Origin of the sequence: Cytobacillus dafuensis (genome assembly GCF_007995155.1) — a bacterium.
Classification (GTDB): Bacteria; Bacillota; Bacilli; order Bacillales; family Cytobacillaceae; genus Cytobacillus; species Cytobacillus dafuensis.
Genome location: NZ_CP042593.1, coordinates 3,753,993 through 3,768,969, shown reverse-complemented (window position 1 = coordinate 3,768,969; position 14,977 = coordinate 3,753,993). Strand labels below are relative to the sequence as shown.

Genomic DNA, 14,977 nt, shown 5'->3' with positions numbered 1-14,977 from the left:
AATGAAAATAAAAGGCTTATTAGTTAGTTCATGCTTAGCGTTAGGAGTTTTAGCAGGGTGCTCAGGAGATTTGAATGTGTCGGCGGAAGAGATTATTACAAATGTTCTTGAGGCGGATAAGGAGCTTAAGTCTTACTATGCTGAAGGTGAAATGAAGTTTTTTGAAGGGGATACTTTAAAGGAAGCCCATTTGATGAAGGAATATGTTAACGAGAATGGTAAAAAGAAAGTAATGATAATAGATAAAAACACCAAAAATGAAACAGTATCTGTAAATGATGGCAAAGAATTAATTACTTATGATAAAAAGGAAAATAAAGCATTTAAAATAGATGTTTCTTCACTGGATTTACCTGAAAAAACTCAGCGGGAGCAGCTGATCGCAATGATGGAAGCATTAAAGGACACTCATAATTATGAGATTATAGGTGAAGAAAAAGTGAATGGATTTTTGACACATCATGTCAAATTAATTCCGAAAGAGAAAAAATCTTTGCTTGGTGAAATGGAATTCTGGGTAGATCAAAAAACATGGTTCCTTGTAAAGTCCATAAGTACCGTTGGTGAAAACCGTTCCGAAATTGTTTATACGAAGTTAGATACTTCAACTAAGTTTGCTGAAGACACGTTTAAAATAAATTTACCGAAAGATGTTGAGATTAAGAATATTGATGAAGATTTAGGTCAAAGAATTGGTACAATTCAAGATGCGGAAAAGGGATTAGGAAAACCATTTTTAGTTTTCGATGAAGAAGACTTAACATTTAGCGGTGTAGAAATTTTGGAAACAAAAGGTGAAATTAATAGAACGGAAGTTTCAATGAACTATTTAAAAGAAGGGAATCCTCAGCTCAATTTATCTATTTTTCCAGCACCAGAAGGTCAGGGAATGGAAATTGCGTATAATGGTTTGAAGGTTCGTGGGAATAATGCGGAATATATGGAGGAGATAGACGCCCTTAGCTGGGACGAAGACGGCCTGCGCTATTCAATTCTTATAAACAATCCTGATTTGTCTTTAGAGGATGTTATGAAAATGACCGAAAAAATGAAGCTAAGTTCAAGCAAATAATGATGTGATTGGATAAATTATAGTTTTAATAAATAAATTTAAATTGTGGCCATGTTCTTGTTACCGAACCTCAACTAAGGTAGAACATGGCTTTTTTATTTGCTAAAATAGGTTAATATGTCACTCACTCACTTAATGGAGGGCTAAAATGGAGAAAAAGACTCATTTTTTCTTTGCGATCAGTTTACCAATTGAAACAAAGCTAAAGTTAAAGGAAGTATGTTCGATAATAAAAGAGAATCTTCCGTTTCAACGTTGGGTTCATTTTGAAGATTTTCATATTACTTTGGCATTTCTTGGAGCGGCTGAGGAGGATATGCTGCGTCATGCACAAATCCTTATTAAGGAAGGATTAAAAGAACAGAAGCCTTTTTCATTACATATCAATCAGCTTGGAGTGTTCGGTAGAGGAGATGCGCCTAGAATATTTTGGGCTGATACTCTTAAAGAAGAAAGATTAACAGAAATACATAATATTGTATATCAGGCGTGTGTCAAAGCAGGCTTTGAACTAGAAACTAGACCATTCAAACCTCATATCACATTAGCGAGAAAATGGACAGGCAGCTCTTCTTTTCACACAAGTCTATTAGGGGAAAACAATCCTTTTCATCCTTCACCTCTAACTTTTAAGGCAAGTGAGGTAGTCTTATATCAGACTCATTTAGATCAAATTCCTAAATATGAAAGAACAGCAATCTTTCCGTTGCTGGACGAATAAACTTATCATACAATAATCTTACAGTTCAGTAAATATTCTATATTTTTTAATTATTATTAGGGAATTTAGGGTAAACACTGAGCAAACAAGGCAGGCAAATAGAAATGGGACAATTAATTAAAATACAGGATTATGTTTCACGTTATGAACAGAATATCTATTTATACCCTTCGCGTTATGTCAGATTGAAAAAACAGCAATGGGGTAAATTGAAATCTGCGTGGGAAAATAACGATCCCAGTTTTTTTATGGATCAATATCAGGCAAATCAAGATACAACTGACTGGTTTATAGAAGAAAAACAGCCCTTTATGAACAAATTAAAGGGTTTTCTAAAGCTAGGAAAAAATGAAATAGATGAAGAAGAAATGATTTTAGAAGAACCGGAAAAAACGGAAGATGAAGATGAGGAAGAGGAAGTAAATTTTGATTTCAAAACAAACTTTACTTATCGGCCGGATTCGATTGAAGAATTAAAGCATCAATTTCTTGATCAGCTCTTCAGCTTTCAAATGAAATGGGCCAGCTCTACATTAACAGAAAAATCATTCGTCGAAAGAAAATTCTATTATGATGAAAGGCTCAAATATTTTCTTCAAAGATTTCCAGACACTTATCTTGTTCTATATTTTCCACTTTTTTTATTAAAAAAAGCTCCTGTAGAAGTAGAAACAATTATCTTAGGTCCTACAGGTGTTTGGTGCATCAGTTTTCTTGAGAGTGAGGATCTTGCCGTTTTTATTGGCTCTAAAGAGAGGTTCTGGGTGAAGCGCGGAAAAGGTGAGGAGAAAAAAGTCTTGAATCCATTACCCGCCTTAAATCGAACGGGGAAAATTGTTCAGCAAATTTTTCAAATGAATGAAATAGATCTGCCTATTCACAAAGTAGTCTTATCTAGAAACGGATATATTGATTATCCGGCATTACCATTTGATGTTCAGCTTATAGAAAAAAGAAACTATGAAGAATGGTTTAATAGTATGAGAAATCTTAGTTCACCATTAAAACACAACCAAATCAAAGGAGCTCAAGCTTTACTTCAATTTTGCCAAACAACATCAATTAGAAGGCTTGAATGGGAGCTTCCAAATGAAGATTAATATTTTAAAAGGCTGATCTTATGAAAAATATTTATTTTATCATTAACCCACAAGCCAAAAATGGCTATTGTCAAAAGGTATGGAACCGATTAGAAAAAATATTAATAGAACAAAAAACTTCTTATATGGCTTTTTTCACAGAATACAGTGGACACGCAGAGGAAATTTCGCAAACCATTGCTGCTAAAGCAGAAGGAAATAGGACTACGATCATTGCAGTTGGTGGTGATGGTACAATGCATGAGGTCTTGAATGGTGCTGCATTATTTAGCAATGTTCAAGTAGCATTTATTCCATGCGGATCAGGCAATGACTTTTCAAGAGGCTTTGGAATTCCCAAAAAACCATCTGAAGCACTCCTTTCATTATTAAAGGAACTAGCGCAACATAATCCGATATTTGTTGATACAGGAAAGATACTAACAGAAGACAATAAAGATATATATTTTATTAATAATATGGGTGCTGGATTTGATGCGCTTATTTCTAGAGAAGTGAATCGTTCAAGAATTAAACGATTATTAAACCGCTTTTCTCTCGGGAAATTTGTTTATGTATATTTTTTATTAAAAAATATGTTTACGTATAAACCAGTTTCGATGGATATAAAGATTGATGGTAGAAAATATTCCTTTCATTCTGCATGGTTTGTAACTGTGTCCAATCAGCCTTACTATGGCGGAGGAATGAAAATCTCTCCAGATGCATCTCCTTTTGATGGCGTATTAAACATTACTGTTGTCCACAATTTATCAAGAATCAAGCTATTATTTGTTTTTATCACTGTGTTTTGGGGTGGACATACTAAGTTTAAGGAAGTAACAGCATTAACTGGCAGAAGCATTAAAATACATTCTTCCAGTGCGCTATTTGCTCACGCGGATGGGGAAGACATCGGCTATACTCCATTAAAGGTATCGGCGTGTCATAAAGCTCTCCCTGTAATATTATGTGGCATCTTGAAAGAAGAGGAGGTAAACATGAATGATTTCTATTAAACGCAATTTCTTTGCATATTTAGATGAGATGAACATCATGACTGTTTTACTTCCTTATGACTATAATGGTGGAAATTCTGCTTTTTTTTCCTTAATAAATGAACATGATCAAGTTATTTCTGATGTTAAAATACTTAATCGAACAGCTATAGAAGATTCGATGAAATATGTTTGCAAAATCGAAAGGGCTCCTATTATTGGCGGGCAGTATTGGGTGTTAGATGAGTTTGGCGGAAAAACCGATTTACAAATAGGTGCAGTTATTCGAACACCCGCTTTCGATGAAGCATTTTATTATGAAGGAGCTCTTGGTTGTTCTTACACAAATGAAGGAACAAGCTTTACGGTTTGGGCACCCACTGCAACAAGTGTAAAGCTTAAATTGATGCCTGAAAGAGAAACTACTCATGAAACCGTTGAGATGGAAAGAAAAGAAAATGGCGTTTGGTGCATATACGTCAATCGAGACTTGGAGAAATACCGCTATTCATTTCTTGTTTGTATTAACCTGGAATGGCGGGAGGCAGTGGATCCATATGCCTTTTCTGTTAGTGTCAATGGCGAATATGGCATCATCGTTGATTTACTAAAAACGAAAATGGCAAAACCTCCTCTTCCTCCTCTTGAAAACCCAACAGATGCAATTATCTACGAAACCCATGTCAGAGATTTTACTATTCATCCAAACAGCGGTGTGACAAAAAAAGGGACATATCTTGGTGCAGGAGAATTGAATACGACAGATAAAGAGGGAGCTCCAACCGGATTATCATATGTAAAGAACCTTGGTGTGACCCATATTGAGTTTCTTCCACTTCAGGATTTTGAAGGTATTGATGAAAGGGGACTAATTCAGGAATATAACTGGGGTTATAATCCATTGCACTTTAATACTCCAGAAGGGAGCTATTCTACCGCCCCCGTTGATCCATATGCCAGAATTCGGGAATTGAAAGCAATGATTTATGCTGTTCATTCACAAGGATTAAGAGTCATCATGGATGTTGTTTATAACCATGTCTATATACGAGAAAATTCTTCATTTGAAAAAATTGTACCTGGCTATTATTTTCGCCATGATGAGTTTGGAATGCCTTCAAATGGAACAGGTGTTGGAAATGATTTTGCTTCAGAACGATTAATGGCAAGAAAATTTATTATTGATTCGGTTAAGTTTTGGCTTAAGGAGTATCAAATAGATGGATTTCGCTTCGATTTAATGGGTATCCTGGACATCGAGACGATGAATAAAGTTCGTGAAGCGGTTGATTCAGTAGATCGAACAGCCATTATTATTGGCGAAGGATGGGATTTGAATACACCCATTCCGGGAAATCAAAAGGCGAATATCAGCAATCATGAGCATCTGCCGAGAATCGGACATTTTAATGATTGGTTTAGGGATACGATAAAGGGAAGTACATTTAATTTATATGATAAGGGGTATGCTCTAGGGAATGAACATTATTATGAGGCAGCTAAGCAGGTTCTTGCGGGCAGCATCGGATTAGAAAAGAAAGAAAGAGGACTCTTTCTATCACCGGTCCAATCCGTTAATTATGTGGAGTCACATGATAACCATACATTATGGGATAAATTAATTGTTTGTTCATCTACGTTGGAAGAGAAAATAAAAAAGCGTCAGCATCGTCTTGCAACAGTGATGGTACTGCTAGCACAAGGAATTCCCTTTTTGCATAGCGGCCAAGAGTTTTTCCGGACAAAAGAAGGAATAGGCAACAGCTATCGGGCATCTGATGAAATAAACCGTTTAGATTGGGATCGAAAAGCTCGATATTCTGAAAATGTAAATTATATTAAAGGGATAATTAGGATAAGAATGGACCATAAAGCTTTTCGGTTTTCCACTTCTGAAGAAATAAGGAAGCATTTAACGTTCCTCTCCACTGAAAAGCCCGTTATTGGCTTTATTATTGAAGATGTAAGAAATCTTGGTCCCTGGAATCGGATTATGGTCCTATTCAATCCTGCTCAAAAAGAACAAACTGTCATGATACCTAAGGGGAAATGGGAGGTGCTTGCAGATGATCAGAAAGCTGGAACCACTCCAATTCGATTTGTTTATGAATATTCCCTTTTACTCACGCCAATTTCCTCTTATGTTTTAGTATGTAAATAAAAGAGATTTTACGAGTCTGTTTAAATAACCAAAATAAATAAGCTTGACGAAAAAAGCTAGTAAGAGATAAAATTTATAATGATAGCTATTGTGAGGAACTTGCATCAATAGCTTTTTTTCTTTTATTAACCTTGATATTCTTTTACAGATTGCGCTTTTCTAACAATACATTTTTTTTGGTGGGCTTTTCATTGAGTCCGCCTTCTGTTTCCATTTGGCGTACTCACGCTACCATATTTCATAAACTGTAATTATAGGCAAGGTAACTATCATCATCTGGTAGTTTGAGCAGGAAAAAATCTCTGCTTACTATGAATGCAGTTGGTAGCCTTTATGTTTATCATCAAGAGGGGATTGTACGCTTTTATAATAGCTGTTAGCATAAATGGCTTACTAAATTGCAGGTGAACAATTTTGAAACATTTATTAGGACAAGAATGGGAAATCGTTCCTGCTGGTGGTGCGACGGGAGAGGCTTTTTTTGCTAAGCACGAAGAGCAAAGACTGTTCCTAAAAAGGAATTCGTCTCCTTTTCTTGCAGTGTTATCCGCAGAGGGAATTGTTCCTAAGCTTGTTTGGACAAAAAGACTAGAAAACGGTGACGTCATAACCGCCCAGCAATGGCTTAATGGAAGAGAACTGAATCATGCGGAAATGAATAATGAACGTGTGGCAAAGTTGCTCAAGAAAATCCATAGTTCAAAGCCATTGCTAGGCATGCTTAAGAGATTGGGGAAGTCTCCGCTTGCCCCTGAAATGCTGCTTCGCATCATTGAAGAGCAACTTGATGGGGATCTAAAGCAGGATCAGACAGTGATTCATTCAATTGAATTTCTCAGAAAAGAAATATTGAATATACGCTGTGATGAAAAAACCGTATGCCATTGTGATGTTAATCATAACAACTGGCTTCTCACTGAAAACAACCAGCTGTACTTAATTGACTGGGATGGGGCAATGATTGGAGATCCTGCCATCGATCTTGGAAGTGTTTTATATTGGTATATTCCAAAAGATGAGTGGTCTGATTGGGTTGAGCGATATGGACGAACACTTACTAAAGATTTAATTCTTAGGATGAAATGGTATGTGATTGCTCTAACATTAAATTCAATTCAGTGGCATAAAAATAAGCTTCGTTTTCAGGAAATGAAAAAGCTACTTGGATTTTTAAATGAAATTCATGATCATTAAGTGAACTGATTAATATCACTGACCCATTGTGTAAGTTCATTCTGATGGGATTCAATATGATTATCCAAATGAACGGAATTAATTCCATGTTGACTGTATTTATATATTTCTTCTAATATTGATTGTGCATGTTCATCCAAGCTTGGATGAACCATTAACGATTTGACTAACCGTTTTAATTGTTCACATTCTGAAACTGATCCACAACAATCCATTTGATGGTTGTTTAATATATCTTTTAATAAGTTTAATTTATCTTGATGACTAATTGGCATAATAGAGGTGCCACCTTTCTCCTTTTATTAAGGTAGAAAAAAAGGAATTCATATCTAGGTTGTGAATTCCTTTTTTCATTTATGCATGACCTATGCTTACAAATAAAATAATGAGATTTGAAAATAAACTTTACAGCTAATACTTTGGCAGCTTCATCGCTGCAAGACTAAATATTTTTCATAGTTGCCATCTATAGTATTTGCATGATATTGTTTGAACTGATATTAATTTTTAGGAGTGTCAAGCATGCGACAACGGAATAAGCCATGGGCTAAGGAAAAACTTGCCGACTACCCGCAATATGTAATAGCTTCACCTGATCAATTCAAAGGGAAATGGCATGATGTTTTTGAGAAGAAGCAACCCCTTCATATAGAGATAGGAACAGGTAAAGGCCGCTTTTTGACAGGTATGGCTAAAGCTAATCCTGATATTAATTATATTGGCATTGAATTACAGGACAGTATTATTGTAACGGCACTTGATAAGATTATTGAGGAAGAAATCCCTAATATTAAGCTAATGAATGTTAATGCAGAAGATTTACGAGAGTTTTTTGAAAAAGGGGAAGTGGATCGAGTTTATTTAAACTTCTCTGATCCTTGGCCAAAGACTCGCCATGCAAAGAGGAGATTAACTTTTAAGCATTTCTTGAATATATATGAGGATATTCTTATCGATAATGGGGAAATACATTTTAAGACCGATAATCAAGGTTTATTTGAATTTTCTCTTATGAGTTTTTCTGAATATGGAATGCTGCTAAAATATGTGAGTTTAGATCTTCATAATAGTGATTTTGAAGGAAATATTATGACTGAATATGAAGAGAAGTTTTCAAACAAGGGCAATCGTATTTATCGATGCGAGGTTCAATTTAAATAAGTGACAGTAGAGAACGCATTATGTTTAATGCGTTTTTTTTTGTTAAGCTTTAATTTTATTCCTATTATTAATACGTTAAAAATATACTTTTCATATTTCGGAAAATACACTATGCTATAATCGAAATAGTGACTGAATATTCGTTATATTAAAATTACAGGAGGTTTGTACAATGGATAAGGATGTAATATTTCAAGAGTCTTCAGGTACAGGCTGGGTCATATTAAATCGTCCTAGAGCATTAAATGCATTATCACTGCAAATGGTAACGGATATTTATAACAAACTAAAAGAATGGTCAGAAAACGAAAGCATTGCGCTCGTTTGCATCAAAAGCCAAATTGAAAAGGCTTTTTGTTCGGGCGGGGATATTCGTTCCATATGTGAGATGGCTAAAATAAATAAGTCGAGCACATTTTTTAAGGAGTATTTTTCAACAGAATACAAGATGGATTTACTCGTTCATGAATACCCTAAGCCAATTCTTGCTTTTATGGATGGGGTTGTTATGGGCGGTGGTGTGGGCCTTTCAATAGGAGCTAAATTTAGAATTATGACGGAAAGAACAAAATGGGCCATGCCTGAAATGAATATTGGTTTTTTTCCTGATGTGGGTGCAAGTTATTTTCTTAATCAAATGCCTGGAAAAATTGGTACTTATCTAGCTTTGACTGCTAAGGTCTTGACTACAGGAGATATCCTTTACACAAATGCAGCGAATTATTATCTAATGAGTTCGGACTTATATAAAGTGGAGGATTATATAAGAAGCTTCAGTTGGAGAAAAGGGACAGTAGAAGAACCTCTCACTTCTTTTTTAGAAAGTATTTGTATGAAACAGGAGCAGGTATCCTTTTCAATAGATGAAAAGAGGATTAATCAGCATTTTCAATACAAATCCATGGAAGAGATTATCGAATCTTTAGATGAGGCTATAGAAAAAGGTGATAAATGGGCGGAAGAAACGAGAAGTTTACTGCTGCAGAAATCCCCGACTTCTCTAAAAGTCACATTAGAATTAATTCAAAGAGGAATTGAGTACACTTTGGAGGAGAGCTTTGAAACGGATGTAATACTTGCTCAAAACTTTTTACATACAAATGATTTCCATGAGGGAGTAAGAGCTGTATTAGTAGATAAAGACCATTCCCCTAAGTGGAATCCTGATTCATTGAATAATGTAAGCAATGAATATGTTAATAGCTTTTTTTATTTTGAATAGGATGATGGGGAAATTTAATTTCTTGAAAGCAGATATGAAGACAATTTTTGAATTTAAGGAGTAGATCGAATGAGATTAGAAAAGCATTTGTTATCTATCTTAGAATCACTTCATGATGCAGTAATTGTCATTATTATGGACAGTACAATTGTCTACGTAAATAAGGCTTATTCTATACAGTTTGGTGTTCCCGCAAAAAAAATAATTGGAAAAAAATTAAAGCAGATCGAGGAACACTCAAGAATTTTAGAGGTTTTAAAAGATGGCAAGCCGAGAATAAATGATTGCAGCTACGTACATTCTCTCAAAAAAGACGTATGTGCAAACATAACTCCATTAATTGAAAATGGTGAGATGATTGGTGTCGTTACAATCATGAAGGACATTTCTGAGCTAACAAAAATGGAGGACGAATTAACAAAGTATAAAAGCGACGTTACTAAACTTAAAGAGCAATTGGATAGAAGAAACTTTTTTAAGCTCGAAAGTCATTCACAGCTAATGAAAAAATCAGTTCAGTTAACAAAAAATGTTGCTGACACGAATGCAACGGTAATCCTTTACGGTGAAAGCGGAGTTGGTAAGGAGATTTTTGCTACCGCCCTTCATGAGGCTAGCAAAAGGAATAATAATCCTTATATTGCTATAAATATTGCATCAATCCCAGATGCGTTATTTGAAAGTGAAATGTTTGGATATGAAGACGGTTCCTTTACAGGGTCAAGAAAAGGGGGGAAAAAGGGTCTTCTAGAAATGGCAAATGGAGGGACGCTTTTTCTAGATGAAATCGGTGAAATGTCTTTAAATGCTCAATCGAAGCTGCTTAGAGTCATTCAAGAACGTCAATATCAAAAAGTAGGCGGTACAACACTAAATCCCTTAGATGTTAGAATCATTTGTGCAACTCACCGTAACTTAAAAGAAATGATCAAAGAAGGCAAGTTCAGAGAGGATTTATTTTATCGGATTAATGTTGTCCCAATCCATATTCCACCGCTCCGTGAAAGGAAAGAGGATTTGGCATTTTTAACAAATAATATCATGCATGATTTATGTTTGAAGTATGGAAAACATGTAAGGATTGACGAAGAAGTCATCTCCCGTATGAAACAATATGAGTGGCCTGGAAACGTAAGAGAACTTGTTAATGTGTTAGAAAGAATGATTGCGGTCTGTACTAAATCATATCTTGACCCAACAGATCTCCCTGAATATCTATTTAATGACCAGCCTCTTTACATGCCTAGCTCCAATCCTTCTGTTCATTCTATTTCAACTCCGAAAATGACGAATCGGCTGGATATGATCTTAGAAAATGCAGAAAAGGAGCATATCGAATTTGTAGTGAGAAGCAGCAAAAATAAATCAGAGGCCATCCGAGAATTAGGTATGAGCCGAAAATCCTTCTATGCCAAAATAAAAAAATACCAAATTCAATAAAGTGAAACTTCCATCAGTGGGGGGGTTCTTTCATCCCCCACTGATGGTTAGTTGAACCAATCACGCTCAAAACGCCACGTCCTGTGGCTTTCGCCTGACTAGGACATCGTGTCCGTCGTCGGGTCTTTACGGGCAGTTGATCCCCACTTAGGTTTCTTTGATTCTCTCGCAACCTTGAAGAGGGGTCTTACTGCCCGTTAATCTGCGATAAAATATTTAAAAATAATAATGCTGGCATAAAACTTGCATTATATTCTTCTGAATTTATGTCTTTTAGGAAAAATGGCAGTAAAATAATGGGCATAGGAGGAAGAGTTAATGAAAGTAGATATTGTGAGAATGGAAGAAGAACAAGCAAAAATCATTCTTCAGGAAACAGCTGGATTGGCGATCATCACGATACACAGGCCACAAAAAAGAAATGCATTAACAGCAAAAATGTGGAGGCATTTGTCAAAAGTAGGAAGGGAGATATTAGAGAATCCGAAAAACAAGGTTGTACTTTTACGAGGAGCGGGGGAACAATTTACAGCAGGATCGGATATTAAGGAATTTCATGAAATGACATTAGAGGAAGCAGAAGAATCATTCGTACTTATGGAAGAGGCTATCTCAACATTTGAAAATTTGCCAATCCCTACAATCGGAGTTATTAATGGCCCAGCAATGGGAGCAGGGTTAGAGCTGGCACTTGCCTGTGATCTTAGAATAGGCTCGGAAAAATCAAAATTAGGAATTCCTGTTGGTAAATTGGGCATCACACTGAATAATAAATTCGCACAGCGGCTAGTTGATTTGATTGGACCGAGCCTTGCCAAGGATTTAGTTTATACTGGTAGGGTATTAAAAGCTGAGGAGGCATACCGATTAGGAATGATCAATTATTTAGTGAATGAGGATAATCTTGATCGTTATGCAATTAGAATGGGAAAATTGGTTGCATCTCAGTCGCCAGCTTCATTACTTTCTATAAAGAAGTCGGTAAGCCAATGTGTAAATAGTGTCCCTGAATTATGGAAAGGAACTTCTAGTTTTGTAGATACCTATGATTTTCCGGAAGGTGTGTCCGCTTTTGTTGAAAAAAGGATACCAAGATTTTCGCGCAGGACAACCAATGGAGAATAAGTAAAGTAAAAAGGAAGATCACTTTGTGCAGGGACTTCCTTTAATTCTTTTTCTTTTAAGCTACAACCGTTTGCGTAAATGTGATTTCCAGATGTTTCACCTAGGGAAACATATTCATTTACCTAATTAACTTGCTTTATTAATCATGATGTATATTGAGTGAAGTTCAATTTGTAAATTACGCAAAAAATGGCTGTAGATATCCTCTTGAAGAATTTCAATTTTCTCGTATAAACTGCCGCAAATTGGATATTTTATGTTCACCTTAATAGTAAGGGTCGGTAGCTGCTGCAAGTTCATCACAACGGATTCACATTTCACGATTTGTTCATGGTTCAAACAGATAAATTCAACCATTTCTTGAAAAACTTTTTTATAAATCTTAATAGATCCCTTATGGAAATCAGGGTGGACGATTGTCGTTTCACCTATTCTTTCTTTTTTAGTCGAAAATATTTCTACCCCTTTTTGAATCATTCTCTTGAAGAAGTTTTGCTCCACTTGTTTATAAGGCAGAGGGATAACATGCGTTCCCTCTGTTTTTCTTATATATTGTGCAATTTTGATTTGACTGGAGGATCGTATATCTTCAATATGATTGAATAGTTTTATTTCCCCTATTTCTAAGCGGCTGGCAATTTGCTTAACCATTTTGTCAGACGTTCCGATAATTAGAATCCTGCTGATGAAATGATTGCGAATGGCCTGCTGGACCTCCTTCTTATGCTGTTCATCAAAGAAGGTAGCTCGCTTTACCGCTGATATCGCGTTTTTCTCAAATTTTGCAGAGGTTCCCGCTATTTTTTGTCCGTTTAAAATTAGAAGACCATCATCAATTATTGCGGGAATCTTACTTTTATATGCGAATGATAAGGCGCTTGTACTTTTTCCTGTTCCACTTGGGCCGCTTAGCGCAAAAATTTCCATATGATCCTCCTATTAAAGGGGTTGGCTCAGACAACCTCTTTTATTGTTTTAGCTAAAATTCACTAATTAGCTGAGCTGTTTCATTTTGAAACAGATGTTTCCAAAGGATACAAGTGTATTTCTTTTGGAAACAAAATGTTCTGAAAATTAAGTTATTTAATTAGTAAATCAATATTAAACTTTTGGCATAAAAATTGCAAATATAGAAATAAGTCAAAAAAATAGAGGTGAAAAAGAGGATGTCAAAAGTAAAATATGAAGAAAAAAACAGAATTGGGATCATTACAATTGATTCACCTCCAGTGAATTCCCTAGATCGCGAAGTTTTTGATCAGCTGGAAAGTGTTGTCACACAAATTGGTGCAAATGTAAATGTGATCATCATTGAAGGAGCTGGGACAAAGGCATTTGTAGCTGGTGCAGATATAAAGGAGTTTCCAGGGTTAGCGCCGGAGGCAGGAGAAGCACTATGTACAAGAGGACAGTCAATTTTTAATTTGTTGGCTGAATTAAAGCAGCCTGTCATTGCAGCAATTGATGGTTTCACATTAGGAGGAGGTTTAGAGCTTGCACTTGCTTGTGATATTCGGATCTCCACTGCCCGGTCGCAATTTGGACTTCCAGAGGTTAAGCTAGGCATAATTCCTGGGTATGGAGGTACGCAAAGATTACCGCGGCTGATTGGTATTGGAAAAGCAATGCAGTTAATTTTTACTGGAGACTTCATCACAGCTGAAAAGGCTTATCAGATTGGGCTAGTTGAGGAAGTTACAGAAACTGATGCTCTAAGTAAAGCAATCGAGATTGCAAATTCCATTTCATCAAGAGGCCCAATTGCAGTGAAAGCTGCAAAAGAAGCGGTCATGAAGGGGATGCAATTGTCATTAAAGGAAGGATTAAATCTTGAGGCGAAATTATTTGGAGATTTATGTACAACGGAAGATAAAGAAGAAGGAGTAGCTGCTTTCTTTGAAAAAAGAGAACCAGTATTTACAGGAAATTAAGGAGGAGTTTTAACATGAAGAAAATTGCAGTGATTGGTTTTGGAACAATGGGATCTGGCATTTCACAAGTATGTGTGGAAGCTGGCTATGAAGTAATCGCCATTGAAATGGAAAAATCTTATTTCAATCGCGGCCTTGCGCAAATAAAGAAAAACTGGAATAGATCTATCGAAAAAGGAAGAATTGATGAAGCAAAGAGAGAGGAATATGAGCAATTACTTACAACTTCTACTGAATGGGAAGCGATTGCGAATGCTAATTTCGTTATTGAAGCTGTCAGTGAAGATATAGAGTTAAAAAAGGAAATATTTAAGAGAATTGATGAAATAGTGAATGAACAGGCGATAGTAGTAAGCAATACATCAGGCTTAAGTATTACAGAAATAGCAAGTGTGATGAAAAACCCTGGAAGAGTTATGGGATTCCATTTCTTTAACCCTGTTCCGGTCATGAAATTAGTAGAACTAATAAAAGGATATGATACAACGGAAGAAACGTATCAGCAGTCAAAAGAATTGGTTGAATCACTGGGAAAAGAAGCGGTTTCTGTAAAGGAATCACCATTGTTTGCGGTTAATCGGATTTTAGTTCCAATGATCAATGAAGCAATATTTGTTTTACAAGAAGGTGTGGCAACTGCTGAGGATATTGATAAAGGAATGAGACTAGGTGCAAATCATCCAATTGGACCACTTGCACTAGCAGATTTAATTGGACTGGATACACTTTTATTTGTACAGGATTCACTTTATGAAGAAACACAGGATTCTAAATACCGTTCGGCTCCGCTATTGAGAAAGCTAGTAAGAGCAGGGCATCTTGGAAGAAAAACTGGTAAGGGCTTTTTCGAATATTAATAGGCTTATCGGATTA

Annotated in this window: 14 protein-coding genes; 12 read left to right on the top strand and 2 right to left on the bottom strand. The window is 35.9% G+C overall.

All coding sequences use genetic code 11. From position 1 onward, the window contains the following. The first annotated feature begins 1 nt into the window (after nucleotide 1). From FSZ17_RS17950 to FSZ17_RS17925, 6 genes are all read left to right on the top strand, one after another. Nucleotides 2-1,072 carry a LolA family protein gene (locus tag FSZ17_RS17950; RefSeq protein ID WP_057772173.1) on the top strand — a complete coding sequence of 357 codons (1,071 nt, stop codon included), beginning with the start codon at nucleotides 2-4 and terminating at the stop codon, nucleotides 1,070-1,072. Nucleotides 1,073-1,220: 148 nt separating this feature from the next. Continuing rightward, nucleotides 1,221-1,793 (top strand): RNA 2',3'-cyclic phosphodiesterase, encoded by a 573-nt coding sequence (thpR, locus tag FSZ17_RS17945; RefSeq protein ID WP_057772171.1) that lies wholly within the window; start codon nucleotides 1,221-1,223, stop codon nucleotides 1,791-1,793. Nucleotides 1,794-1,897: 104 nt separating this feature from the next. After that, nucleotides 1,898-2,893, top strand: a complete 996-nt coding sequence (locus FSZ17_RS17940) for a nuclease-related domain-containing protein (RefSeq protein WP_057772168.1) — start codon at nucleotides 1,898-1,900, stop codon at nucleotides 2,891-2,893. Between the two features lie 20 nt (nucleotides 2,894-2,913). Further along, nucleotides 2,914-3,891 carry a diacylglycerol/lipid kinase family protein gene (locus FSZ17_RS17935; protein ID WP_057772166.1) on the top strand — a complete coding sequence of 326 codons (978 nt, stop codon included), beginning with the start codon at nucleotides 2,914-2,916 and terminating at the stop codon, nucleotides 3,889-3,891. Continuing rightward, complete coding sequence (gene pulA / locus FSZ17_RS17930; protein WP_057772163.1) at nucleotides 3,878-6,031, top strand: type I pullulanase; 2,154 nt, start codon at nucleotides 3,878-3,880, stop codon at nucleotides 6,029-6,031. The genes FSZ17_RS17935 and pulA overlap by 14 nt, the downstream gene beginning before the upstream one ends. A 414-nt stretch (nucleotides 6,032-6,445) precedes the next feature. Next, nucleotides 6,446-7,225, top strand: coding sequence for a phosphotransferase family protein (locus FSZ17_RS17925; RefSeq protein ID WP_057772161.1), 780 nt, complete (start codon nucleotides 6,446-6,448; stop codon nucleotides 7,223-7,225). On the opposite strand, the gene FSZ17_RS17920 is transcribed toward FSZ17_RS17925, so the two are convergent. Next, nucleotides 7,222-7,500 (bottom strand): YtzH-like family protein, encoded by a 279-nt coding sequence (locus FSZ17_RS17920; protein WP_057772159.1) that lies wholly within the window; start codon nucleotides 7,498-7,500, stop codon nucleotides 7,222-7,224. The two genes, FSZ17_RS17925 and FSZ17_RS17920, sit on opposite strands and share 4 nt — an antisense overlap. Nucleotides 7,501-7,747: 247 nt before the next feature. On the opposite strand from FSZ17_RS17920, the gene trmB reads away from it, so the two are divergent. From trmB to FSZ17_RS17900, 4 genes are all read left to right on the top strand, one after another. Beyond that, the gene (gene trmB / locus FSZ17_RS17915; protein WP_057772157.1) at nucleotides 7,748-8,386 is read left to right on the top strand and encodes a tRNA (guanosine(46)-N7)-methyltransferase TrmB; all 639 of its coding nucleotides are present in this window, start codon (nucleotides 7,748-7,750) and stop codon (nucleotides 8,384-8,386) included. Between the two features lie 172 nt (nucleotides 8,387-8,558). Next, entirely contained in the window at nucleotides 8,559-9,608 is a 1,050-nt protein-coding gene (locus tag FSZ17_RS17910; RefSeq protein ID WP_057772155.1) for an enoyl-CoA hydratase/isomerase family protein, read from the top strand. Nucleotides 9,609-9,677: 69 nt separating this feature from the next. Beyond that, nucleotides 9,678-11,048 (top strand): sigma-54 interaction domain-containing protein, encoded by a 1,371-nt coding sequence (locus FSZ17_RS17905; RefSeq protein WP_057772153.1) that lies wholly within the window; start codon nucleotides 9,678-9,680, stop codon nucleotides 11,046-11,048. A gap of 318 nt (nucleotides 11,049-11,366) precedes the next feature. Beyond that, nucleotides 11,367-12,173 carry an enoyl-CoA hydratase/isomerase family protein gene (locus FSZ17_RS17900; RefSeq protein ID WP_057772152.1) on the top strand — a complete coding sequence of 269 codons (807 nt, stop codon included), beginning with the start codon at nucleotides 11,367-11,369 and terminating at the stop codon, nucleotides 12,171-12,173. Between the two features lie 126 nt (nucleotides 12,174-12,299). Here FSZ17_RS17900 and FSZ17_RS17895 read toward each other — a convergent pair whose 3' ends face one another. Continuing rightward, nucleotides 12,300-13,100 (bottom strand): ATP-binding protein, encoded by an 801-nt coding sequence (locus FSZ17_RS17895; protein ID WP_057772150.1) that lies wholly within the window; start codon nucleotides 13,098-13,100, stop codon nucleotides 12,300-12,302. Nucleotides 13,101-13,339: 239 nt separating this feature from the next. Between FSZ17_RS17895 and FSZ17_RS17890 the strand changes: the two genes are divergently transcribed. Then, a complete protein-coding gene (locus FSZ17_RS17890) occupies nucleotides 13,340-14,104 on the top strand; it encodes an enoyl-CoA hydratase/isomerase family protein (RefSeq protein ID WP_057772148.1) in 765 nt (254 codons plus the stop codon). Between the two features lie 14 nt (nucleotides 14,105-14,118). Next, the gene (locus FSZ17_RS17885; RefSeq protein ID WP_057772146.1) at nucleotides 14,119-14,961 is read left to right on the top strand and encodes a 3-hydroxyacyl-CoA dehydrogenase NAD-binding domain-containing protein; all 843 of its coding nucleotides are present in this window, start codon (nucleotides 14,119-14,121) and stop codon (nucleotides 14,959-14,961) included. Nucleotides 14,962-14,977 lie beyond the last annotated feature (16 nt).